Origin of the sequence: Streptomyces sp. MST-110588, assembly GCF_022695595.1 — a bacterium.
Classification (GTDB): domain Bacteria; phylum Actinomycetota; class Actinomycetes; order Streptomycetales; family Streptomycetaceae; genus Streptomyces.
The window spans coordinates 3,870,136-3,892,424 of record NZ_CP074380.1 but is presented as its reverse complement, the minus strand read 5'-3'; the positions used below and the strand labels follow the sequence as shown (position 1 = coordinate 3,892,424).

At 68.4% G+C, this 22,289-nt stretch carries 20 protein-coding genes; 9 read left to right on the top strand and 11 right to left on the bottom strand.

What is annotated here, in order from left to right; translation table 11 throughout:
* Positions 1 to 28 precede the first annotated feature (28 nt).
* The 6 genes from gyrB to dnaA all read right to left on the bottom strand — a co-directional run bounded on the left by gyrB (position 29) and on the right by dnaA (position 10,010).
* Positions 29 to 2,086: a DNA topoisomerase (ATP-hydrolyzing) subunit B gene (gene gyrB / locus KGS77_RS17085; protein ID WP_242582556.1), complete on the bottom strand. Its 2,058-nt coding sequence runs from the start codon at positions 2,084 to 2,086 to the stop codon at positions 29 to 31.
* A gap of 558 nt (positions 2,087 to 2,644) precedes the next feature.
* Positions 2,645 to 3,139 carry a DciA family protein gene (locus KGS77_RS17080; protein WP_242587516.1) on the bottom strand — a complete coding sequence of 165 codons (495 nt, stop codon included), beginning with the start codon at positions 3,137 to 3,139 and terminating at the stop codon, positions 2,645 to 2,647.
* A gap of 89 nt (positions 3,140 to 3,228) precedes the next feature.
* Complete coding sequence (recF, locus tag KGS77_RS17075) at positions 3,229 to 4,377, bottom strand: DNA replication/repair protein RecF (RefSeq protein WP_242582554.1); 1,149 nt, start codon at positions 4,375 to 4,377, stop codon at positions 3,229 to 3,231.
* Positions 4,378 to 4,511: 134 nt separating this feature from the next.
* A complete protein-coding gene (gene gnd / locus KGS77_RS17070) occupies positions 4,512 to 5,393 on the bottom strand; it encodes a phosphogluconate dehydrogenase (NAD(+)-dependent, decarboxylating) (RefSeq protein WP_242582552.1) in 882 nt (293 codons plus the stop codon).
* A gap of 271 nt (positions 5,394 to 5,664) precedes the next feature.
* Positions 5,665 to 6,795 carry a DNA polymerase III subunit beta gene (dnaN, locus tag KGS77_RS17065; RefSeq protein ID WP_242582550.1) on the bottom strand — a complete coding sequence of 377 codons (1,131 nt, stop codon included), beginning with the start codon at positions 6,793 to 6,795 and terminating at the stop codon, positions 5,665 to 5,667.
* A 1,151-nt stretch (positions 6,796 to 7,946) separates the two neighbouring features.
* Positions 7,947 to 10,010, bottom strand: a complete 2,064-nt coding sequence (gene dnaA / locus KGS77_RS17060; RefSeq protein WP_277994232.1) for a chromosomal replication initiator protein DnaA — start codon at positions 10,008 to 10,010, stop codon at positions 7,947 to 7,949.
* A gap of 356 nt (positions 10,011 to 10,366) precedes the next feature.
* On the opposite strand from dnaA, the gene rpmH reads away from it, so the two are divergent.
* The 9 genes from rpmH to KGS77_RS17015 all read left to right on the top strand — a co-directional run bounded on the left by rpmH (position 10,367) and on the right by KGS77_RS17015 (position 17,219).
* The gene (rpmH, locus tag KGS77_RS17055) at positions 10,367 to 10,504 is read left to right on the top strand and encodes a 50S ribosomal protein L34 (protein WP_125638610.1); all 138 of its coding nucleotides are present in this window, start codon (positions 10,367 to 10,369) and stop codon (positions 10,502 to 10,504) included.
* A 25-nt stretch (positions 10,505 to 10,529) separates the two neighbouring features.
* Positions 10,530 to 10,928 (top strand): ribonuclease P protein component, encoded by a 399-nt coding sequence (gene rnpA, locus KGS77_RS17050; RefSeq protein WP_242582548.1) that lies wholly within the window; start codon positions 10,530 to 10,532, stop codon positions 10,926 to 10,928.
* Positions 10,925 to 11,242: a membrane protein insertion efficiency factor YidD gene (gene yidD, locus KGS77_RS17045; protein ID WP_242582546.1), complete on the top strand. Its 318-nt coding sequence runs from the start codon at positions 10,925 to 10,927 to the stop codon at positions 11,240 to 11,242. Before rnpA ends, yidD begins: the two co-directional genes overlap by 4 nt.
* A gap of 3 nt (positions 11,243 to 11,245) precedes the next feature.
* Positions 11,246 to 12,394: a membrane protein insertase YidC gene (gene yidC, locus KGS77_RS17040; protein ID WP_242582544.1), complete on the top strand. Its 1,149-nt coding sequence runs from the start codon at positions 11,246 to 11,248 to the stop codon at positions 12,392 to 12,394.
* A 44-nt stretch (positions 12,395 to 12,438) separates the two neighbouring features.
* Complete coding sequence (locus tag KGS77_RS17035) at positions 12,439 to 12,942, top strand: R3H domain-containing nucleic acid-binding protein (RefSeq protein ID WP_242587514.1); 504 nt, start codon at positions 12,439 to 12,441, stop codon at positions 12,940 to 12,942.
* A 188-nt stretch (positions 12,943 to 13,130) separates the two neighbouring features.
* Positions 13,131 to 13,856: a 16S rRNA (guanine(527)-N(7))-methyltransferase RsmG gene (gene rsmG / locus KGS77_RS17030; protein WP_242582542.1), complete on the top strand. Its 726-nt coding sequence runs from the start codon at positions 13,131 to 13,133 to the stop codon at positions 13,854 to 13,856.
* Between the two features lie 275 nt (positions 13,857 to 14,131).
* Positions 14,132 to 15,205 (top strand): AAA family ATPase, encoded by a 1,074-nt coding sequence (locus KGS77_RS17025; protein ID WP_242582540.1) that lies wholly within the window; start codon positions 14,132 to 14,134, stop codon positions 15,203 to 15,205.
* Positions 15,202 to 16,293, top strand: a complete 1,092-nt coding sequence (locus tag KGS77_RS17020; RefSeq protein ID WP_242582538.1) for a ParB/RepB/Spo0J family partition protein — start codon at positions 15,202 to 15,204, stop codon at positions 16,291 to 16,293. The genes KGS77_RS17025 and KGS77_RS17020 overlap by 4 nt, the downstream gene beginning before the upstream one ends.
* A 308-nt stretch (positions 16,294 to 16,601) precedes the next feature.
* Positions 16,602 to 17,219, top strand: coding sequence for a GNAT family N-acetyltransferase (locus KGS77_RS17015; protein ID WP_242582535.1), 618 nt, complete (start codon positions 16,602 to 16,604; stop codon positions 17,217 to 17,219).
* Positions 17,220 to 17,299: 80 nt separating this feature from the next.
* Here KGS77_RS17015 and trxA read toward each other — a convergent pair whose 3' ends face one another.
* The 5 genes from trxA to KGS77_RS16990 form a co-directional block, all read right to left on the bottom strand.
* On the bottom strand, positions 17,300 to 17,626 hold the full coding sequence (gene trxA, locus KGS77_RS17010; RefSeq protein ID WP_242582531.1) for a thioredoxin: 327 nt from the start codon (positions 17,624 to 17,626) through the stop codon (positions 17,300 to 17,302).
* Between the two features lie 41 nt (positions 17,627 to 17,667).
* Positions 17,668 to 18,642 carry a thioredoxin-disulfide reductase gene (gene trxB, locus KGS77_RS17005; protein ID WP_242582528.1) on the bottom strand — a complete coding sequence of 325 codons (975 nt, stop codon included), beginning with the start codon at positions 18,640 to 18,642 and terminating at the stop codon, positions 17,668 to 17,670.
* 116 nt (positions 18,643 to 18,758) lie between these two features.
* On the bottom strand, positions 18,759 to 19,694 hold the full coding sequence (locus KGS77_RS17000; RefSeq protein WP_242582525.1) for a hypothetical protein: 936 nt from the start codon (positions 19,692 to 19,694) through the stop codon (positions 18,759 to 18,761).
* A complete protein-coding gene (sigM, locus tag KGS77_RS16995; RefSeq protein ID WP_242582523.1) occupies positions 19,691 to 20,374 on the bottom strand; it encodes an RNA polymerase sigma factor SigM in 684 nt (227 codons plus the stop codon). The genes KGS77_RS17000 and sigM overlap by 4 nt, the downstream gene beginning before the upstream one ends.
* 159 nt (positions 20,375 to 20,533) lie before the next feature.
* Positions 20,534 to 22,249, bottom strand: a complete 1,716-nt coding sequence (locus tag KGS77_RS16990) for a protein kinase family protein (RefSeq protein ID WP_242582520.1) — start codon at positions 22,247 to 22,249, stop codon at positions 20,534 to 20,536.
* Between the last annotated feature and the right edge of the window lie 40 nt (positions 22,250 to 22,289).

Genomic DNA, 22,289 nt, shown 5'->3' with positions numbered 1-22,289 from the left:
GCTGCGGCTGTCGTTCAGACCGACGGGATCAGATGTCGAGGAAGCGGACGTCCTTGGCGTTGCGCTGGATGAACGAGCGCCGCGCCTCCACGTCCTCGCCCATCAGCACCGAGAACAGGTCGTCCGCGCGGGCGGCGTCGTCCAGGGAGACCTGGCCCAGAACGCGGTGGTCCACGTCCATGGTCGTCACCCGCAGCTCCTCGGCGTTCATCTCGCCCAGACCCTTGAAGCGCTGGACCGAGTCGTCGCGGATGCGCTTGCCGTTCTGCTTGCCCAGCTCGATCAGCGCGTCGCGCTCACGGTCGGAGTAGGCGTACTCGAAGTCGTCCCGGCCCCACTTGATCTTGTAGAGCGGCGGGCGCGAGAGGTAGACGTGACCGGCCTCCACCAGCGGGCGCATGAAGCGGAAGAGGAAGGTGAGCAGCAAGGTGTTGATGTGCTGGCCGTCGACGTCGGCGTCCGCCATCAGGATGATCTTGTGGTAGCGGAGCTTCTCGATGTCGAAGTCCTCGTGGACGCCCGTACCGAACGCCGAGATCAGCGCCTGCACCTCGTTGTTCTGCAGGATCTTGTCGACCCGGGCCTTCTCGACGTTGAGGATCTTTCCCCGGATCGGAAGGATTGCCTGGTATTCGGGATTGCGGCCGGCCTTCGCCGAACCGCCGGCCGAGTCACCCTCGACGATGAAGATCTCGCACTTGCTCGGGTCGTTGGACTGGCAGTCGCTCAGCTTGCCCGGCAGCGACGCCGTCTCCAGCAGTCCCTTGCGCCGGGTCAGGTCACGTGCCTTGCGCGCCGCCACCCGGGCGGTGGCCGCCTGAATTCCCTTACGGATGATGTCGGCGGCCTCGTTGGGATTACGGTCCAGCCAGTCCGCGAGGTGCTCGTGCACCACCCGCTGCACGAAAGTCTTCGCCTCGGTGTTGCCCAGCTTCGTCTTGGTCTGGCCCTCGAACTGGGGCTCACCGAGTTTCACGGAAATGATGGCCGTCAGACCCTCACGGATGTCCTCACCCGTCAGGTTGTCGTCCTTCTCCCGCAGCAGCTTCTTGTCGCGCGCGTACCGATTGATCAAGCCGGTCAGCGCCGCACGGAAACCTTCCTCGTGCGTACCGCCCTCATGCGTGTGAATGGTGTTCGCGAAGCTGTAGACACCCTCGGTGTACTGGGTGTTCCACTGCATCGCGACCTCGACGGAGAGCAGCCGCTCCTTGTCCTCGGCCTCGATGTCGATCACCGTGGGGTGGACCGTTTCGCCCTTGCGGGTATTGAGGTACTTCACGAAGTCGACGATGCCGCCCTCGTAGTGGTACCGGACCGAAAGGGGCTTGCCCTCCTCGTCCACATGGGCCGCGCGCTCGTCCGTGAGCTGGATGGTCAGGCCCTTGTTGAGGAACGCCATCTCCTGGAAACGGCGGGAGAGCGTCTCGAAGCTGTACTCGGTGGTCTCGAAGATGTCGCCGTCGGCCCAGAACGTCACCGAGGTGCCGGTCTCGTCCGTCGCCTCGTTACGGGCCAGCGGCGCCGTCGGCACACCCAGCTTGTAATCCTGCGTCCAGCGGTAACCGTCCGTCTTGACCTCGACGGCAACCTTCTGCGACAGCGCGTTGACGACGGACACACCCACGCCGTGCAGACCACCGGAAACCGCGTAACCGCCGCCGCCGAACTTGCCACCCGCGTGCAGCACGGTGAGCACGACCTCGACGGCCGGCTTGTTCTCCGAGGGCACGATGCCCACCGGAATACCGCGGCCGTTGTCCACGACACGCACCCCGCCGTCGGCCAGGATCGTCACGTCGATGGTGTCGGCGTGCCCGGCCATCGCCTCGTCGACGGAGTTGTCGACGACCTCCTGCACCAGGTGGTGCAGACCGCGCTCACCGGTGGAACCGATGTACATGCCGGGGCGCTTACGGACCGCGTCCAGGCCCTCAAGGACGGTGATCGCGCTGGCGTCGTACGACTTCTCTTCCGAGGAGTCGCCACTGACGTCGGCTGCCGGAACCCCCTCTTCAGTAGAAGCCGTCTTGTTCTCGTTGAGGTCGCCGGAGTCGGCCACGAAGCGCCCTTTCTGGCACAGCACGAGCCTTTCCCGGCCTGCGACGGGCAATACCCGTGGAAGACAGGCGGGAGCGGCTACGTCGTTCGACATATTCCGCGAGTGGGCGGGATTGCTACCAGTCTACCGGTAGCGCCGACACTAATGGGGGTTTGCAGGCGCCTGAGTCGTCACGTGCCGCCCTGAACTGGCGTCCGCCGACTCCCCATATCTGAGGCGGCCCCTCAGGACGCTCACACCGGCACTCAGCGCTTCGGGCTGTCAACCTCCGGGAACCGTGAGCGGAGTCTCACCCGTCACACCCGCACCGCAGCCGTACGTGTGCGCTTCCGGCGGTACGCGCGCGCCCCCGCGCGGAGAGATCCGCACGCTCGGCCGTACGGGTCCGTCCGCACCTTCGGTGGCAGATGTCCGCGATCTTGGCGCCGCACGACAACGATCTTGGTGATACGTTTCCGCGCCCGGCTGCAGGCGTCCGCACCCTCGGCGGTCCGCGTCCGGGCGCTCAGCCGTACGGCTCGGCGGCAGGCGCTGGCCGCACGTGTAACCGCAGGTATCAGGCGTAGGTATCGGCCATGGGTATCAGCCGTACGTGTCCCCGGGGCCCTTGCTCCCCGGCGCACGCAACGGCCCGTACCGCCGTGCCGGGCCGCCCGGCCCCAGCACCTTGATCAGCCGGACCGTGCCCTGTCCCAGGTCCTGGTTCAGCCGTGCCACGAGCTGCGGCGCCAGCAGCCTGAGCTGCGTCGCCCAGGCCGTGGAGTCGCACTGCACGGTCAGCACCCGCGCGTCCTCGTCGTACTTCTGCGGCTCGCAGTGCTGCGCCACCTCCGGCCCCACCAGTTGCGGCCACCGGCCCATCACCCCGCCGACCGCCGCCGGGGTCTCCCAGCCGCGCTCGGTGATCAGCCGGCTGATTGCCGCGCCCAGCGGCAGCGGGTCCCGGCCGTCCGCCCGCGCACCCGAGCGCAGTCCGCCCCGCCGCGCCTGCTTCTTCTGCTGGGCGGCGGCCCCACGGGCGCGGGCCTGCTCCTTGGCCGCCACCAGTGCCTGCCGCGCCAGGTCCACGCCGGACAGCTCCGGCGGCTTGGGCTTGCCGGACTCGTCAGGTCCCTGCGGTGTGTGGGACCCACGGGACTTGTCGGGCTCCTGGGACTCTTGACCACTCACGGACGGACCTTCTCCGCCGTACCGCCGGACACCGCGAACCGCGCCCCGGCCAACTGCCCCGGCACGTCCTCGTCCACCGCCGCCGTCACCAGCACCTGCTCGCCCGGCGCCACCAGCTCCGCCAGCCGCTCCCGGCGCCGCGCGTCCAGCTCCGCGAACACGTCGTCCAGCACCAGCACCGGCTCGTTGCCCTCGGAGCGCAGCAGGTCGTACGAGGCCAGGCGGAGCGCCAGCGCGTAGGACCACGACTCGCCGTGACTGGCGTACCCCTTCGCCGGCAGCTCCCCCAGATTGAGCAGCAGGTCGTCGCGGTGCGGCCCGACCAGTGTCACCCCGCGCTCGATCTCGCTCCTGCGCGCCTGGCCGAGGGCCTCCGACAGCAGCCCGTACAGCTCCTCGCGCGAGGCCCCGCCCGCGGCGGCGCCCGCCGGCAGTTCGCCCAGGGAACCGCGGTACTCCAGCCCCACCGGGCCGCCGCCGGGTGCGAGCTGCTCGTACGCCTTGTCCGCCAGCGGCTGCAACGCGGCGATCAGATCCAGACGCTGAGCGAGCAGTTCCGCACCCACGCGGGCAAGGTGCTGATCCCATACGTCAAGAGTGGACAGGTCGAGCTGCCGGCCACCGTGCCGCCGCGCCAGCGCCGCCGTCTTGAGCAGGGTGTTCCGCTGCTTGAGCACCCGGTCGTAGTCCGACCGCACGCCCGCCATCCGCGGCGAGCGCGCGGTGATCAGCTCGTCCAGGAAGCGGCGGCGCTCCCCCGGATCGCCCTTGACCAGCGCCAGGTCCTCCGGCGCGAACAGCACCGTCCGCAGGATGCCCAGCACGTCCCGCGGCCTGACCTGCGAGGACCGGTTGATCCGCGCGCGGTTGGCGCGGCCCGGATTCAGCTCCAGCTCCACGAGCTGCTGCCGCTCGCCCTGCACCACCGAAGCCCGGACGATCGCCCGCTCCGCCCCCTTGCGCACCAGCGGCGCGTCGGAGGAGACCCGGTGGCTGCCGAGGGTGGCGAGGTAGCCCACCGCCTCAACGAGGTTGGTCTTGCCCTGCCCGTTGGGGCCCACGAAAGCCGTGACGCCCGGTCCGAGCGGGACCTCGACCCGGGCGTACGAGCGGAAGTCGGCGAGCGAGAGATGCGTGACGTGCATGGTGGCGCGCCGACCTCCCCCGGCAGCGGAACTACGGAAACTACTTGTGTCACTCGGCGGAAACCGCAAAAACCGCTGAGCGGAAACTGCTGAGCCTGAACCTGAGCCTGTTGAGCGGTGCTTACTTCCTGGCGTTACTTCTTGGCGTTCTCCACCGCGTGGCCACCGAACTGGTTGCGCAGCGCGGCGATCATCTTCATCTGCGGCGAGTCGTCCTGGCGCGAGGCGAACCGCGCGAACAGGGACGCGGTGATCGCGGGCAGCGGCACCGCGTTGTCGATCGCGGCCTCCACCGTCCACCGGCCCTCGCCGGAGTCGGCGGCGTAACCGCGCAGCTTGTCCAGGTGCTCGTCGTCGTCCAGCGCGTTGACGGCCAGGTCCAGCAGCCAGGAGCGGATGACCGTGCCCTGCTGCCAGGAGCGGAAGACCTCGCGTACGTCGGTGACGGAGTCGACCTTCTCCAGCAGCTCCCAGCCCTCGGCGTACGCCTGCATCATGGCGTACTCGATGCCGTTGTGGACCATCTTCGCGAAGTGACCGGCGCCGACCTTGCCGGCGTGCACCGAGCCGAAGTCGCCCTCCGGCTTGAGCGCGTCGAAGACCGGCTGCACCTTGGCGACATCGTCCGCGGCGCCGCCGTACATCAGCGCGTAGCCGTTCTCCAGGCCCCACACGCCACCGGAGACACCGCAGTCCACGAAGCCGATGCCCTTGGCCTTCAGCTCCTCGGCGTGCTTCTCGTCGTCCGTCCAGCGGGAGTTCCCGCCGTCGACGACCACGTCACCCGGGGAGAGCAGCTCACCCAGCTCGTCGATCGTGGACTGGGTGGCGGCACCGGCCGGCACCATGACCCACACGACCCGCGGCCCCTTCAGGCTGTCCACCAGCTCCTTGAGGCTGTGGACATCGGCGAGGTCGGGGTTGCGGTCGTATCCGACGACGGTGTGTCCTGCGCGGCGGATGCGCTCACGCATGTTGCCGCCCATCTTGCCGAGACCGACGAGACCGAGCTCCATCACAGACCCTCTTTGCACGTAGTCGTTGCGTTTCGTACCTGAGTCCGAGCCTACGCCCGCGGGTGCGTGCACACCTGTGGGCCAGGGCGCTCATCAGCCGGTCGCCGTACTGCGGGCCGAGGGGCTTTCGTACGGCGACGACGACGGCGCCGGGACAGCCTTGAGGGACGGCGCAGGGAGGGCGGGCGGCCCGCGAGCGCGTACGGTTCGCGGGCCGCCCGATCAGCCGTGATGAGCGGCTCAGCCCTCGGTCAGCGTCGGCCGTCGGCCGTCAGCCGGAGAGGCGGACCGGCATGATCAGGTACTTGTACGCCTCGTCCGCCTCGGCGTCCTTGGCCGGCCGGCCACTGAGCAGCGCGGGCTTGGTCGACGTGGTGAAGGAGAGCTGCGCGACCGGGGAGTCGATGGCCGACAGGCCCTCCAGCAGGAAGCCCGGGTTGAAGGCGATGGAGATGTCCTCGCCCTCCAGGTCGGCGTCGACCCTTTCCACAGCCTGTGCGTCGTCGCTCGACCCCGCTTCCAGGATCAGCACACCCTGCTCGAAGCTCAGCCGCACCGGAGTGTTGCGCTCGGCCACCAGGGCCACACGCTTGACCGCCTCGACGAACGGCGCGGTCTCGATCACGGCCACCGAGTTGAACTCCGTGGGGAAGAGCGTGCGGTACTTCGGCAGGTCGCCTTCGAGCAGCCGCGTGGTCGTACGCCGCCCCGCGCCCTCGAAACCGATCAGGCCCTCGCCCGCGCCCGACCCGGACAGCGCCAGCGTGACGGTGTCACCGCTGCTCAGCGACTTGGCGGTGTCCAGAAGCGTCTTGGCGGGCACCAGCGCCACGGCGGAGGCGTCCGGGTTCTCCGGCTTCCACAGGAACTCGCGGACCGCGAAGCGGTAGCGGTCGGTGGAGGCCAGCGTGACGGTGTCGCCCTCGATCTCGATCCGTACGCCGGTGAGCACCGGGAGCGTGTCGTCGCGGCCGGCGGCGATGGCCACCTGGGCGGCGGCAGCCGCGAAGACCTCACCGGGGACGGTGCCGGTGGCGGTCGGCATCTGCGGCAGGGCCGGGTACTCCTCCACAGGAAGGGTGTGGAGTGTGAATCGCGAGGAGCCGCAGACGACGGTGACCCGTACACCGTCTGTGGAGATCTCCACCGGACGGTTGGGGAGGGCGCGGCAGATGTCGGCGAGCAGGCGGCCGGAGACCAGGACCGTGCCGCCCTCCTCCACGTCCGCCTCGACCGAGACCCGCGCCGAGACCTCGTAGTCGAAGCCGGAGAGGCTCAGGGCACTCTCCTCCGCCTTCAGCAGCAGGCCCGCGAGGACGGGCACCGGCGGACGGGCCGGGAGGCTCTTGGCCGCCCAGGCCACTGCCTCCGCGAGTACATCGCGCTCCACCCGGATCTTCACCGGAAACCGCCTCCTGCTGTTGCTGGCTCTCGCCCTGCTGGCCTTCTTCGTCGGCTGGGTTGCCGCGGCACCAGTCTGACGTACGCCACCGACAGTCGGTGCGGCTCGGGGTCAAGTCGGGGCGAGAGGTCCGGAGGCGCTCCGGGCCGAGTTGTGCACAGGGCCCGTTTCCGAGCGAGTTCCCCGGTAGATCTCTGTGGTCGTAGTAGTAGGCCCTGTGGAAACGGTGGACAACTGCCTTTTCGCAGGTCAACGCCGATTTTTTGTCCACTGCGCCTGTGGGCGGGGGCCGTGGATAAGCAGGTGGGTCTGTGGATCGGCGGAAGTTCTGCACAGCCGGTTCACAGGCAGGGCGCACTTCTCCCCAGCGCCATCCCCAGATTTACCCCTGTTCCCCACAGCCCAACCCTCCACGTTGGTGTGACGCCTTTCACTCGCCACGGTGAGCGCTGGTGTCGCATTGCCGAACAGTGGACAGGGGTGTGGAAAGACCCGGGAAGCCTGGGGACAAGGCGGCTCGGGCTGTGGGCGAGCGGTGGACGAGTCATGTGGGCAACCATGGGGCGATCTTTTGTCCACAGCCTGTGGATCATCTTCAGCCACAAATCCACACCCCTGTGACCTGGGGGATGTACTGCGACCGGTCGGGCCTGTGGACAGGGACTGGATAACTATGGAGTCCCCAGGGTGTGGACGGAAGATTCTTGCCCAATCTGTGGAGAGAGGCCGTTACCTCGCCGAAAATCGAACAGAGGGGGCCGGCTGACGGGGCATGAGGCGGGGTACGGAGGAGGCTCGGGGGAGGCCCGGAGGGGGTTCGACAGGCGCTCGGGGCGGGGCTGGGAGCGTGTCGGCGGGGTGTGACGGCGAGGTGTGCTGACGGGGCATGACGGCCGCTCAGGAGCCTTGTGTCGTACGGGAAGCGGGGGTGAGAACCGGGATGGGGCGCGCTCCAGGAAGGGCGGCGGGAGGTCTCGGAGTAGCGGGCGGGGACGCGTTCGTGCGGGGATCCGCCCGTACGTCTCCTGGAGAGGCCGTGCCCGTGTACGGGATGCCCGTACGCGGCTGTGCGGCTGCTTCTGGCTCTGTACGCAGCCACCTCCCGTACCGGGCTGCTTCCGTAACCGGGCTGCTTCCGTACGCGGCGTGGGTCAGCCGTTCTTGATGCGGTTGGTGAGTTCGGTGACCTGGTTGTAGATGGAGCGCCGCTCCGCCATGAGCGCGCGGATCTTGCGGTCGGCGTGCATCACCGTCGTATGGTCGCGGCCCCCGAACTGCGCGCCGATCTTCGGCAGCGACAGATCCGTCAGCTCGCGGCACAGATACATGGCGATCTGCCGGGCCGTCACCAGCACCCGGCTCCGCGAGGACCCGCACAGGTCGTCGACGGTCAGCCCGAAGTAGTCCGCGGTCGCCGCCATGATCGCGGTCGCGGTGATCTCCGGAGCGGCGTCCTCGCCGCCGGGGATCAGGTCCTTCAGGACGATCTCCGTCAGGCCCAGGTCCACCGGCTGCCGGTTGAGCGAGGCGAAGGCCGTGACACGGATCAGCGCGCCTTCCAGCTCCCTGATGTTGCGCGAGATGCGCGAGGCGATGAACTCCAGTACCTCGGGCGGCGCGTTGAGCTGCTCCTGTACGGCCTTCTTGCGCAGGATCGCGATCCGCGTCTCCAGCTCCGGCGGCTGCACGTCCGTGATCAGGCCCCACTCGAAGCGGTTGCGGAGCCGGTCCTCCAGGGTGACCAGTTGCTTGGGCGGCCGGTCGGAGGACAGCACGATCTGCTTGTTGGCGTTGTGCAGGGTGTTGAAGGTGTGGAAGAACTCCTCCTGCGTCGACTCCTTGCTCGCCAGGAACTGGATGTCGTCGACCAGAAGGATGTCCATGTCGCGGTAGCGCTTGCGGAACGCGTCCGCCTTGCCGTCGCGGATGGAGTTGATGAACTCGTTGGTGAACTCCTCCGAGCTCACATACCGCACCCGGGTGCCCGGGTAGAGGCTGCGCGCGTAGTGCCCGATGGCGTGCAGCAGGTGCGTCTTGCCCAGGCCGGACTCCCCGTAGATGAACAGGGGGTTGTACGCCTTGGCCGGCGCCTCCGCGACGGCGACCGCGGCGGCGTGCGCGAAGCGGTTGGAAGCACCGATGACGAAGGTGTCGAAGAGGTACTTGGGGTTCAGGCGGGCGGTGGGCTCACCGGGACCGGCCGCGGGAGCGGGCTGGGCGGCGAGCGGGCCGGGCGCGCCGCTGGGCGCCGGCAGGTGGGAGCCGGAGCCCGGGTGCGGGGTGTGCGCGGTCGGCTGGTGCTCGGAGAGGTCGCGGCGCTGCGGCTGCTCGTACGGGGAGCGCGGGCCCTCAGAAGGCTGGTGCTGGGGCGGACCGGGGCGCTCGGATGCCTGCGGCCGGTAGTCGTTCTGTGACCGCTGGGAGTGCTGATGCTGCTGTTGTACGTGTGGGGGCGGCGGAGAGGCGTACGGGTCGCGCTCGGGGAAGCCGCCGAGCCGCTGCTGCTGCCAGCCGTAGTCCTCGTGGCGGCCGGGGTCGCCCATGCCGCCCGCGTGGCCGTTGGAGTGCTGCGGCCAGGCGCCGGGGTCGTGCCGGGGCTGCTGGCGCTGCTGATAATCGGGGTAGGCGGGGCGGACGGTGGGCAGGTCGTCACCCTGGACGCCGTAGCCCTGCCGGTTGTCACGGTCGTCGTAGCCGTCGTACTGCTGGGACTGGTGTTGCGGCTGCGCCTGCTGGGGCTGGTGCTGTCCCTGCTGTCCCTGCTGTCCCTGCTGGCCCTGCTGGCCCTGGCCGTGCAGTCCCTGGCCATGCTGGGGCCGGCCGTGCTGTGTCTGACCGTGCTGCGTTTGACCGTGCTGCGTTTGACCGTGCTGGGACTGGCCAAGCTGAGTCTGGCCGTGCTGCTGCGGGGACGAGGGCGGCTGCTGGGCCGCGGGCTCGTCGGTCGAGTCGTCGACGGTGATCGCGATACGGATGGGACGGCCGCACTCGTGGCTCAGCGCCTCGCCGATGAGGGGGGCGAGCCGGCCCTCCAGGACGCCCTTGGCGAATTCGTTCGGCACGGCGAGCAGCGCGGTGTCGGCGACCAGGGCCAGCGGCTGGGTGCGCTTGAGCCAGTCCTGGTCCTTGGGCTTGAGACTGTCACTCTCCGCGCGTAGGAGGTGGTCGAGGACGCGTGGCCACACTGCGGCAAGATCGGCAGGTACGTCAGCCACAGAGCACGCTCTCTCACAGGTCCCACGAATGTGTGATTCACGGGGCGGGCGGGAAGGAATCGGAGTTGACCCACGGTAGTCAGGGCGGGGTGGGGGATTCAAGTTGTTGTCCACAGCCTGTGCATAGTGTGGTCGGAGCGGGGCCGGTTTGACCGGATGACGTCGCCGCGCGTACCGTAACCAGGTCGAGTTGTCGATGGCTGCTGCCGCCTGCCTCCGATGGGCAAAGATCGCGCTCTGGTGATCGTGTAGCGGTGCACTCGGGCGTTGCGAGCTACTCGTGGGCGCACGGTGACAGCCAGTCGACGCCCCACATCTGTCTCCCCGGAGACACCAAGTATTTCTGGAGCCCCCGAGTGAGCAAGCGCACCTTCCAGCCGAACAACCGCCGTCGCGCGAAGACCCACGGCTTCCGCCTGCGTATGCGCACCCGCGCCGGCCGTGCGATTCTCGCCGCCCGCCGTGGCAAGGGTCGCGCGCGCCTGTCGGCCTGAGCAGCCTGACCTATAGGTCCATGACGTGCTGCCTACCGAACATCGGCTGAGGCGGCGCGAGGACTTTGCGACCGCGGTACGCCGGGGACGCAGGGCCGGGCGCCCGCTCCTTGTCGTTCATTTTCGTAGCGGTGCAACGGACCCGCACGCAGCGGGGGAATGCCTTCCCCCGGCGCGTGCGGGTTTCGTCGTGAGCAAGGCCGTCGGCGGTGCCGTGGTCCGCAACAAGGTCAAGCGCAGACTTCGCCACCTTGTGCGGGACCGGCTGGACCGGCTGCCCGCCGGTAGCCTGGTAGTCGTACGGGCGCTGCCCGGTGCGGGTACGGCGGACCACGACGACCTGGCCCGCGACCTGGACACCGCGCTGCAGCGGCTGCTGGGTGGGAATCCCCATACCGAAGGTCGGGGGAGGGCGCCGCGATGAAGTATCCGCTGCTGCTGCTGATCAAGCTGTACCAATGGACCATCAGCCCACTGCTGGGCCCGGTCTGCAAGTACTACCCGTCGTGCTCCCGCTATGGCTATACGGCCATCGACCGGCACGGCGCGGTGAAAGGGACCGCGCTGACGGCCTGGCGCATCCTGCGGTGCAATCCGTGGTCGCTCGGTGGCGTGGACCACGTTCCTCCCCGGAAGCGTCCGGTCTGGCATCAGCGGCTGAGGAGCCGTTCGGGCGGGCCCGTCGTCCATGAGCCCGCCGCACAGCCCGAGACTCAGCCCAACGCCCAAGGAGCCTGATTCGTGGACACGATCCTGAATCCTCTCTATTACGCCGTCTCCTGGATCATCGTCCAGTTCCACTCGTTCTACAGCCTCCTCTTCGACCGGAACAGTGGAGCGGCGTGGGGTCTGTCCATCGTCTCGCTGGTGGTGCTGATCCGTATCTGCCTGATCCCGCTCTTCGTGAAGCAGATCAAGGCGACGCGGAACATGCAGGCGCTCCAGCCGAAGATGAAGGCGATCCAGGAGCGCTACAAGAGCGACAAGCAGCGCCAGTCCGAAGAGATGATGAAGCTCTACAAGGAAACGGGTACCAACCCGCTTTCGAGCTGTCTCCCGATCCTGGCGCAGTCGCCGTTCTTCATCTCGCTCTACCAGGTCCTGAACCACATCGCCAATAACAAGACGGTCGGCTTCATCGATCAGTCGCTGCTGGAGAGCGCGCAGAAGGCGCACATCTTCGGCGCCCCGCTGGCTGCGAAGTTCATGGACAGCGCGGAGAAGATCGAGAGCCTGGGCGCGTCCCTGACCAACGTCCGTGTGGTCACGGTCATCATGATCGTGCTGATGTCGGCGTCGCAGTTCTACACGCAGCGCCAGCTCATGACCAAGAACGTCGACCTGACGGTGAAGACGCCGTTCATGCAGCAGCAGAAGATGCTGATGTACGTCTTCCCGATCATGTTCGCCGTCTTCGGCATCAACTTCCCCGTCGGTGTCCTCGTCTACTGGCTGACCACCAACGTGTGGACCATGGGCCAGCAGATGTACGTCATCCGCCGTAACCCGACTCCGGGCAGCAAGGCGTTCAAGGAGCGGCAGGAGCGGCTGCGCGCCAAGGGCAAGATCGTCGAGGACCCGGCCGAGACCGAGGCCAGGAAGGCCGCCGAGGAGGCGCGCCAGAACCGGCAGCAGCCCAAGCGGCAGACGAAGTCCCAGCGTCAGACGCAGCCCTCGGGCGGCGGAGCGCAGAACCGTACCCGTGCCGGGTCGGTCTCCGGCACTGCGGGCGCCTCGGCCGAGAGCGCCACGAAGAAGCAGTCGCTGGAGAAGAAGACACCGCAGGACAGCACGCCGAAGAAGGACGGTCACACCTCCTCCGGCTCCCGTAAGGCCAAGTCCGGACAGCGCAAGGGCCCACAGCGGCCCAAGCACCCGTCCAAGAAGTAAGAAGGAGTCCTTCTGTGACGGACACGACCCGCCCCTCGTCCTCGGTGGAGGGCTCCCCTGCCGCTGAGGGCACGGACACGCTCACCCGCCTGGAGCAGGAGGGGGAGATCGCGGCCGACTACCTTGAGGGGCTGCTGGACATCGCGGACCTCGACGGCGACATCGACATGGATGTCGAGGCGGACCGTGCCGCCGTGTCGATCATCAGTGACACGGCCGGCCGTGACCTGCAGAAGCTGGTGGGCCGTGACGGTGAGGTGCTGGAGGCGCTGCAGGAGCTGACCCGGCTGGCGGTCCACCGGGAGACCGGTGACCGTAGCCGGCTGATGCTGGACATCGCGGGTTTCCGGGCGCGCAAGCGTACGGAGCTGGCGGAGCTGGGTGCCAAGGCCGCCGAGGAGGCCAGGAGCACCGGTGAGCCGGTGAAGCTCAAGCCGATGACGCCCTTCGAACGGAAGGTCGTACACGACGCGGTGGCGGCGGCCGGACTGCGCAGCGAGTCCGAGGGCGAGGAGCCGCAGCGCCGAGTGGTGGTTCTGCCGGCCTGACCGGCGTCGGCGTCCCTAAGATCTTTGGCCCCGTCTGCTCGCAGGCGGGGCCGAAACTTGTCAGCCTTCTGTATCAGGGGGTGTCTGAACCATCGGGCGCCTTCTCATCCGGTTTCGTGGCGCCGGTGCTCGGCGCCGCGGTTCCTGGGTCCATGTCGAAGATGCAGTGCAGAGGAAGGGCGGTTCCCGTGACGGAGGCAGCAGCGGAGCTCCCGCCGGCGCCGGAAGCGGCGCAGGAGGTATTCGGTGAGCGCTTTGCGGAGGCTGTGCGCTATGGCGAGCTGCTCGCCGACGCGGGGGTGCGCCGGGGGCTGATCGGGCCGCGTGAGGTGCCGCGGCTGTGGGAGCGGCACCTGCTGAACTGTGCGGTTCTCTCGGAAGTGGTTCCCGAGGGCGTCACGGTGTGCGATGTCGGGTCGGGGGCAGGGCTTCCGGGGATTCCGCTGGCGCTGGTGCGTCCGGACCTGAAGATCACCCTGCTGGAGCCGCTGCTGCGGCGGACGACCTTCCTCCAGGAAGTGGTCGAGCTGCTGGGACTGGATCATGTGACGGTGGTGCGCGGCCGGGCCGAGGAGGTCATGGGCAAGCTGCCGCAGGTGCATGTGGTGACCGCCCGGGCGGTGGCGCCGCTGGACCGTCTCGCGGGCTGGGGTGTTCCGCTGCTGCGTCCGTACGGCGAGATGCTGGCGCTCAAGGGGGACACCGCTGAGGAGGAGCTGAAGGGCGCGCGGGCCGCGCTGAGCAAGCTCGGTGTGGTGGAGACCTCTGTGGTGCAGGTCGGTGAAGGGATCGTGGACCCGCTGTCGACGGTGGTGCGGGTGGAGGTCGGGGAGAGCCCCGGCGGGGTGCGCTTTGCGGCCAAGCGGGCCAAGGCGGCGCGGACCGGCCGTGGCTCGCGGGGTCGGCGCCGCTGACGGCTTCCGGGCGCGAGCACTCCCACCGGATGTCCATGCGGAGTACTCCATAAAACCCATCAAAACGACATAAAGCGGAGTGTCGCGGAGAATTCGGGCGCTGCGCTGTCATCGTGTTTCACGTGAAACGTCGTTCTCTGCTGCAGGGAATTATCAGCCGGGGCCGGGCGGCTGCCGCGCCGCGCGACCGTCAACCCACATGGGTCACGGATGTATCCACAGAAGAGGATGTATCCACAGGAGAACGGACCTCAGTGGTTCACCACCCCGAAAGCATGGCAGGCTCTGAGCATTGCGAGCCTGATGTCGAGGAGAGTGAATCCTTGCGGTCCGACGCCAACATCGCGGGGCCGATGACCGATCCGGTCCCCGGTCCCCGTAGCGAGTCGTTCGAGGAGGGCGTTTCCCAGGAGACGCCGTCCCCGATGGACGACACCCAGATCGGTCGTGCAGCTCAGCTACCGGTGGAGGTATTCGGCCGCGTGGACGGCGGTCTGCCCCGGCCGGAACAGACCCGGGTCATGGTGGTCGCCAACCAGAAGGGCGGGGTCGGCAAGACCACCACGACCGTCAACCTCGCCGCTTCGCTGGCCCTGCACGGAGCCCGGGTCCTGGTGGTCGATCTCGATCCACAGGGCAACGCCTCGACGGCTCTGGGAATCGACCACCACGCCGAGGTGCCCTCGATCTACGACGTCCTGGTGGAGAGCAAGCCGCTCTCCGACGTCGTGCTGCCGGTACCGGACGTGGAGGGCCTGTTCTGTGCTCCTGCCACGATCGATCTGGCCGGTGCCGAGATCGAGCTGGTGTCCTTGGTGGCCCGGGAGAGCAGGCTGGACCGGGCCATCAAGGCGTACGAGCAGCCGCTGGACTACATCCTCATCGACTGCCCGCCGTCCCTGGGACTGCTCACCGTCAACGCGCTGGTCGCCGGCGCCGAGGTGCTGATCCCCATCCAGTGCGAGTACTACGCGCTGGAGGGACTGGGCCAGTTGCTGCGCAATGTCGACCTGGTACGGGGACATCTCAACCCCGGACTGCATGTCTCGACGATCCTGCTCACCATGTACGACGGGCGGACCCGCCTGGCCTCGCAGGTCGCCGACGAGGTACGCAACCACTTCGGCAGCGAGGTGCTGCGTACCAGCATTCCTCGTTCCGTGCGTATCTCCGAGGCGCCCAGCTACGGGCAGACCGTTCTCACCTATGACCCGGGATCCAGCGGGGCGCTCTCCTACATGGAGGCGGCTCGGGAGATCGCACTGCGTGGAGTCGCCGGGGCCGGGGGGCAGGGACCCACCGTGAACTACCAAGCACAACAGCACAGCATGTCGGAGGGGAATCAGTGAGCGAACGACGTAGGGGGCTGGGCCGTGGGCTTGCTGCACTGATCCCCCCGGCACAGCAGACCCCAGAGGGAACCGGCCCCGCAGTGGGCAGGGGAACGATGTCGCCATCGGACGTGCCGGTCATAGTGGCGGACCGAGGGGTTGCGGCGGCGAAGGTCGCCTCGCTTCCCAAGAGCCCTGTTTCACGTGAAACACGAGCGCCGGTGAAGGAGGAGGCTGCCGCCATGGAGGTGATCAAGGAGGTCGAGGGGGCTCATTTCGCTGAGCTTCCGCTGGACTCCATCACCCCTAATCCACGGCAGCCACGTGAGGTCTTCGACGAGGTTGCGCTAGAGGAGCTGGTCATCTCCATCCGGGAGGTGGGCCTGCTGCAACCGGTGGTGGTCCGGCAGACCGGTCCCGAGCGGTACGAGCTGATCATGGGCGAGCGCCGCTGGCGGGCGTGCCGTGAGGCCGGCCTGGAACGGATCCCCGCCATCGTCCGGGCGACCGAGGACGACAAGCTGCTGCTGGACGCATTGCTGGAGAACCTCCACCGCGCCCAGCTCAATCCACTGGAAGAGGCGGCGGCCTACGACCAGTTGCTGCGGGACTTCAAGTGCACCCACGATGAACTGGCCGACCGGATCGGACGGTCCCGTCCCCAGGTCTCCAACACCCTGAGGCTGTTGCGGCTGTCACCGCCGGTGCAGAAAAAGGTTGCGGCGGGAGTGCTTTCCGCAGGCCATGCCAGGGCCCTTATTCCCGTGGATGATGCGGAGGAGCAGGAGCGGCTGGCCATGCGCATCGTGCGCGAGGGGCTGTCGGTGCGGTCGGTCGAGGAGATCGTGACGCTGATGGGGACACGCCCCAAGAGCGGGGCCAAGGCCAAGGGGCCGCGTGCCGGTGCGCGGGTGTCCCCCGCGCTGAGCGATCTCGCCTCCCGGCTCTCGGACCGCTTCGAGACCCGGGTGAAGGTAGACCTGGGACAGAAGAAGGGAAAGATCGTCGTCGAGTTCGCCTCGATAGAGGATCTGGACCGCATCCTCGGCACGCTCGCCCCGGGCGAGGGCCGGGTCATGGAGCAGGAGACCGGCGAGGACAAGTAAACTGACTCCTCGGGCCTGTGGGGCGGGCCGTGTTCCGTTGTTCGTCACCGGAACACGGCCCGCCCTTTGCCGTTGCGCGGTACCAGCGGCAGCGTGCCGTCGATACGATGCGACCGGGTATGGCGCGCATCCGCAGGGAAGCCTCACATCGAGGAGAGAGCCATGCGATCGGTGAGCCGCACCGCACTGATGGCAGCGGGGTTCGGCCTCGGAGCCGTCGGTGGATTTGTCGGGGGCCTGCTCAAGGAGCGGGAGATGCTGGCAGCGTCCCGTGGTGTGGCGGGCGAGGGAAGTGAGGACCTGGCTTCATGGGCCGCAGGCTCGTACCGCTCACGCTGGACAACCTTCCGGATCTCCCCAAGCGGTGCCGCTCCTGTGTCTTCTGGGAGCTCGATCCCGTCAGTGGCGAGGCCGCGGTAAAGGGCGGCCGGACGGAGCTGGAAAAGGAGTCCTGGATCTCGGCCGTACTGCTGGAATGGGGTTCCTGCGGGCGGGTGGTCTATGTCGACGAGGTGCCGGTCGGGTTCGTGATGTACGCGCCCCCGGCGTATGTGCCGCGCTCCACGGCCTTTCCCACGAGCCCGGTGTCCTCCGATGCCGTGCAGTTGCTGACGGCCTGGCTGACGCCGGGCTTCCAGGGGCAGGGACTGGGCCGGGTGATGGTGCAGACGGTCGCCAAGGACCTGATCCGGCGCGGCTTCAAGGCGGTCGAGGCGTTCGGGGACGCGCGCTGGGAAGAACCGGCGTGTGTGCTTCCCGCCGAGCACCTCCTGGCGGTGGGCTTCAAGACGGTACGGCCGCACCCGCGTTTCCCCCGGCTGCGGCTCGAACTGCGCACCACGATCTCCTGGAAGGAAGACGTGGAACTGGCGCTGGACCGGCTGCTGGGTGCCGTCCAGAAAGAACCGGTACTGCGACCGCTGTAGAGCGTGCGGCCAGGATGCGGGAAATGTGGACGGGCCCGCCCCTGTGGGGGCGGGCCCGTCCGCGTCGTACGACTGGTGGCTCAGGCGAGGAAGTCCGCCAGGTCCCGCTTAAGAGCGGCCATCGGCTTGGCGCCGACGATGGTCTTGACGACCTCACCGCCCTGGTAGACGTTCATGGTCGGAATCGACATGACGCCGTACTTGGCGGTGGTCTGCGGGTTCTCGTCGGTGTTGAGCTTGGCGATGACGATCTCGTCGTGCTCGGCGGCGATGGCCTCCAGGACGGGCGCGACCGAGCGGCAAGGACCGCACCAGGTGGCCCAGAAGTCGACGAGTACGGGCTTGTCGCTCTTGAGGACGACCTCTTCGAAGTTGGCGTCCGTTACGGTCACCGTGGCACCGGCCATGGCAATCTCCTTACTGGGATGGGTCGGGGGCAGACGGCCGGTCAGACGGAGGCGGTCTTCTCCGGCTCGGGGGTGGACTCGCCGTCCGAGAGGGCGGCGAGGAAGCGCTCGGCGTCCAGGGCGGCGGAGCAGCCGGTGCCGGCCGCGGTGATGGCCTGGCGGTAGGTGTGGTCCACGACATCACCGGCCGCGAAGACACCCTTGAGGTTGGTGTGCGTGCCGGGCGCGGAGACCTTCAGGTAGCCCTCGTCGTCCAGGTCGAGCTGGCCCTTGAACAGTTCGGTACGCGGGTCGTGACCGATGGCGATGAACAGTCCGGTGACAGGCAGCTCGGAGGTCTCGCCGGTCTTGAGGTCGCGCAGGGTCAGGCCCGAGAGCTTGTTCTCGCCGTGGATCTCGGCGACCTCGCTGTCCCAGATGAACTTGATCTTCGGGTCGGCGAAGGCACGCTCCTGCATCGCCTTGCTGGCGCGGAGGGTGTCGCGGCGGTGGACGACGGTGACGGACTTGGCGAACCGGGAGAGGAAGGTGGCTTCCTCCATCGCGGTGTCGCCACCACCGACCACGGCGATGTCCTGGTCCTTGAAGAAGAACCCGTCGCAGGTGGCGCACCAGGAGACACCGCGCCCGGAGAGCTCGTCCTCGTGCGGCAGCCCGAGCTTACGGTGCTGGGAGCCGGTGGTGACGATGACGGCCTTGGCACGGTGCACCGTGCCGGCGCTGTCGGTGACGGTCTTGATGTCCTCGGTGAGGTTGACCGAGACGACGTCGTCCGGGATGAGTTCGGCACCGAAGCGCTCGGCCTGGGCGCGCATGTTGTCCATCAGGTCCGGGCCCATGATCCCTTCCCGGAAGCCGGGGAAGTTCTCCACCTCGGTGGTGTTCATCAGCGCGCCACCGGCGGTCACGGCGCCCTCGAAGACCAGCGGCTTGAGGGAGGCACGGGCGGTGTAGAGCGCGGCGGTGTAGCCCGCGGGCCCGGAGCCGATGATGATCACGTTGCGGACGTCGCTCACGGGTGTCTTCCTTGTCTCTGCCGACTGCTTGCTGGGGCTCTCTGTGAACTCTCACCCCACCCAACGGATCCTACGGGGCGAGCATTCCCGTGGTGCCGCGGCGGACCCCGGCCGGTTCAGTCCCGTGCGTAGGAACGGAACAGCAGGACCTTGCCGGGAGCAGGGGGCGAGGCGGTGACACAGGAGGCGGCGACGACGTAGACGGAGACCCGGGACGGGTCGGACGGATGCGACAGGACGACGAGATAGGCGTCCTTGCCCTCGTAGGTCTCACGGGTGGAAGCCAGTGGGAGGTCGGTGCGGCCGGTGCCCCGCTGGACGCAGGAAGGCACGGTGGCGGCCTCGTCCCGGAGCGGGGAGGAGGGCGTGCTGCGCGTGCCGACTTCCGGTGTCTTCTTCCTGCCGGAGGAGGCGAGAAGGTGGTGCACCTGCGTCTCGACCGTCGCCGAGGTGAGCCCCGACGGACTCGGGCTGCCGCTGCTCTTCTGAGGCGCCTTGGAGGCGTACGCATCACTGTGGCCATCCGGCGCAACGGCACCGCGAAGGATGGCCCCGCCGACGCCGAGTACGGCCACAGCCACTGCCGTGCCGAGCAGCACCCTGGGCCAGCGCCGCACGCGGCGCCGGGACGCGGGGGCCGGACGGCCCGGCCCGGTGGTCGCACGGGGTTGTCCAGGCGGCCGGGTGGCGGCGCCGCTGTCGGTCCCGGGGGTGCGAAGGACTGTTTCACGTGAAACAGAGTCCACAGCGGCGACCGGCGTTTCACGTGAAACGGAGCTGCCCGAAGTCGGGGCAGTGGAGTCGAGCAGGGCTTCGGCCGCCAGGGCGGCGTCGATCCGCCCCGCCACGTCGGCGGGCATACGGGCCGGGCCGGGGAGGGTCCCCAGCAGTCCCCGGATCTCCTCCAGGGAGGCATGGACGTCCTCGCACAGCTCACAGTGCGCGAGGTGGTTACGGAGTACCGCGGTGCGTGAGGGCGGGAGGAGTCCGTCGGTCATTGCGGAGATCTCCGAGACCTCCGGGTGCTCGTCCGTGTCGGTCGTGGATGTCACGCTCGCCCACCTCCGCCCTTCACGGCATCTGTGTCCTTCGGCCCTGCCGCCTGTGGGACGGATGTCCCCTGCGCCCGGTTCCTTCCCCCACCTGCGGGTCTGTTATCCCCTTGCTCCGGACGCAGATGGGTGACCAAAGGGAGCAGCCGGGCACGGCCGCGTGCACATCGGCTTTTGACCGTACCGGCGGGGACGTCGAGTATCGCCGCGGCTTCGGCCACGGGATAACCCTGCATGTCAACGAGGACGAGCGCGGCACGTTGCTCTTCGGGGAGGGTACGCAGTGCGCTGAGAAGTTCCCGGTACAGATCCTGGCGCTCGGCCGGGACGGCAGCGGACTCGTGCGGTTCCAGCAACTGTTCCAGGCGCTCCGTCTCAGCGACGGGCGAGGTACGCCTGGAGGCGGCTTTACGGGCCCGGTCCAGGCAGGCGTTGACCGTGATGCGGTGCAGCCAAGTGGTGACGGCGGACTGGCCGCGAAAGGTATGGGCGGCACGGTAGGCGGAGACCAGGGCGTCCTGGACCGCGTCGGCCGCTTCCTCACGGTCCCCCAGGGTGCGCAGCGCCACCGCCCAGAGCCGGTCGCGGTGGCGCCGGACTATCTCCCCGAAAGCATCCGGATCACCGGCCACGTGGCGCGCGAGGAGGTCCTGATCGCTGGAGTCTCCGAGCAGACCCACGTAGAAGACCCCCTCCCCCGGAGACGGCTCCTCCAGGATTCGCGCGAGCCGATCGGCACCACACTATCCACCTCAGTGAGCCTTCGCAGTGCCGCCGGCGCGCGTCTTGCCGTCGGCACGGCTGTTGTGTCCGTTTCCGTACGGCTCGTCAGAACAAGGTCATCCGGTGACTTTGATGTCCGAGATGCCGCCCCGGTACCACTCACCGCTTCCATCACCGGGCAGTTCAGTGATGTGGATCAGGATGTACCGGGTGCGCACCCGCTTGTCCAGCTTCACGGTGAGCTGGTCGCCGGCTCTTTCCGACTTGGTCAGATGCTGCGGGAAGTCGCTCAGCGACGTCGGGTTCGACGCATCCGGGGAGGCGGCGAGGATTTCGGCCGTCTGTCCCGGCTGGTACATGCGGGCCTGGACGCCGGCCACCTCTTTCACGCTCCCGAGGTCGACGACGATGCCGCTGCCGTCCTTGCGGTCCGAAAGATTGCCGAAGTTCGCCCATCCCCTGAATCGCTTGGTCACCCATGCGGTGCTCGGATCGCCGTCCACGGCGTTCTCGGGCTGCTTACCGGTGACCGCGTTCTGCGGGGAGAACTCCGTCGCGTGCGCGATGGCGAGGGGCTTGGGTGCGGGCCGCTTCTCGCTGGTGCGCTCGGAGCCGGAATTCTCCTGCGGGGTGCTGGGATTTTCGCTCTTCAGCAGAGTGTCGGCGAGCTGCCAGCTTCCCAGGCCCAGCGCTGCGATGAGTAGCGCCGAGACGCTCCACTTGAGGGCCTTGCCGGTACGGCTTTGCAGTGGGGGCGGCGGCGAGGGCACCTGCGTGGTGACCGGAGCGGCCGGCTGCCCGTTGCGGGACGGAACCGGGCCGTAGGAGCCCTGCTGGTAGGCCGTGCGCTGGTAGGGCGGCGGGGCGGTGAAGGAGGTCTCCGGCGGCCGGATGCGCGGCATGGCCGCGACGGCCTTGGCCAGTTCCTCGGGCGTGGAGCAGGGCTGTTCCTGACGGGAGGCGGTGGCGCCGTCGTTGACCAGGGCCCGCATGGCCAGTTCGGACAGGCCGCGATGGATTCCCGCGCGTACCTGGTCGGGGGGGATCAGCCCCAGGTCCTTGGGCAGCCCGGACAGGCCGTACGCGTCGTTCTCGTACGGCCAGCGCTGGGTCAGGGCGGCGTACAGCAGGGCGCCGATCGCCTCGGTGTCGGTGCGCTGGGGCTGGTCACTGGTGATGCCGCGCAGCGCGGCCATGACGGCCAGACCACGGATGCGGTACTGCCCGGACTCGGTGCGCAGCACCGAACCGGGGGTGAGCCGGAGATGGGACAGCCCTTCCCGGTGGGCGGCGGTCATGGCCTGGGAGACCTGGCTGACGAGCTGATAGGCCTCGTGCGGCTCCAGTGGCCCGTTCGCCAGGATGGTGGTGAGTTCGGTGGCGTCGGGCAGCCACTCGTGCACGACGTAGACGAGGTCGTTCTCCTCGACGGCGTCCAGGACCTGCACGAAACGGGGGTCGCCCAAAAGCGCCGCGGAGCGGGCGGCGGACAGGACGGGGCGGGCACGCGGGTGGTCGGCGGGCAGGACGTGGACGCCGACGGCACGGCGCAGTTTCTCGTCGACCGCGCGCCAGCTACTGAATCCGTCCAGACGGGTGACGCATTCTTCGAGTCGATAGCGCTTGGCGAGTTTGTGCCCGCTGTGCAGGTCCGGCGGCTGTGTTCTGCCTGTCGTGGCGCTGCGTTCGTCGGGGCGTGCGGTCTCCTTGTGTGTGCCGGCTACCCTCTCGGCCTCCGCACCGTCGTCCGTGGCCTTGCCCGCCTTGGCGGTCAGCGGTTCCTCACCGCTCGTGTCGGCCACGTCGACGGCAGCCGTGCTCCGTTCCGCCACCGTCGTTCCTGCCTCCCCATCCGTTGCAGGCTCTAAGAGC

Coding starts and splice junctions, on each gene's coding strand:
- KGS77_RS17025 (WP_242582540.1), top strand. CDS start 14,132: ATGGCAGGCTCTGAGCATTGCGAGCCTGATGTCGAGGAGAGTGAATCC.
- recF (WP_242582554.1), bottom strand. CDS start 4,377: ATGCACGTCACGCATCTCTCGCTCGCCGACTTCCGCTCGTACGCCCGG.
- yidD (WP_242582546.1), top strand. CDS start 10,925: ATGAAGTATCCGCTGCTGCTGCTGATCAAGCTGTACCAATGGACCATC.
- gnd (WP_242582552.1), bottom strand. CDS start 5,393: ATGGAGCTCGGTCTCGTCGGTCTCGGCAAGATGGGCGGCAACATGCGT.
- trxA (WP_242582531.1), bottom strand. CDS start 17,626: ATGGCCGGTGCCACGGTGACCGTAACGGACGCCAACTTCGAAGAGGTC.
- KGS77_RS17015 (WP_242582535.1), top strand. CDS start 16,602: ATGGGCCGCAGGCTCGTACCGCTCACGCTGGACAACCTTCCGGATCTC.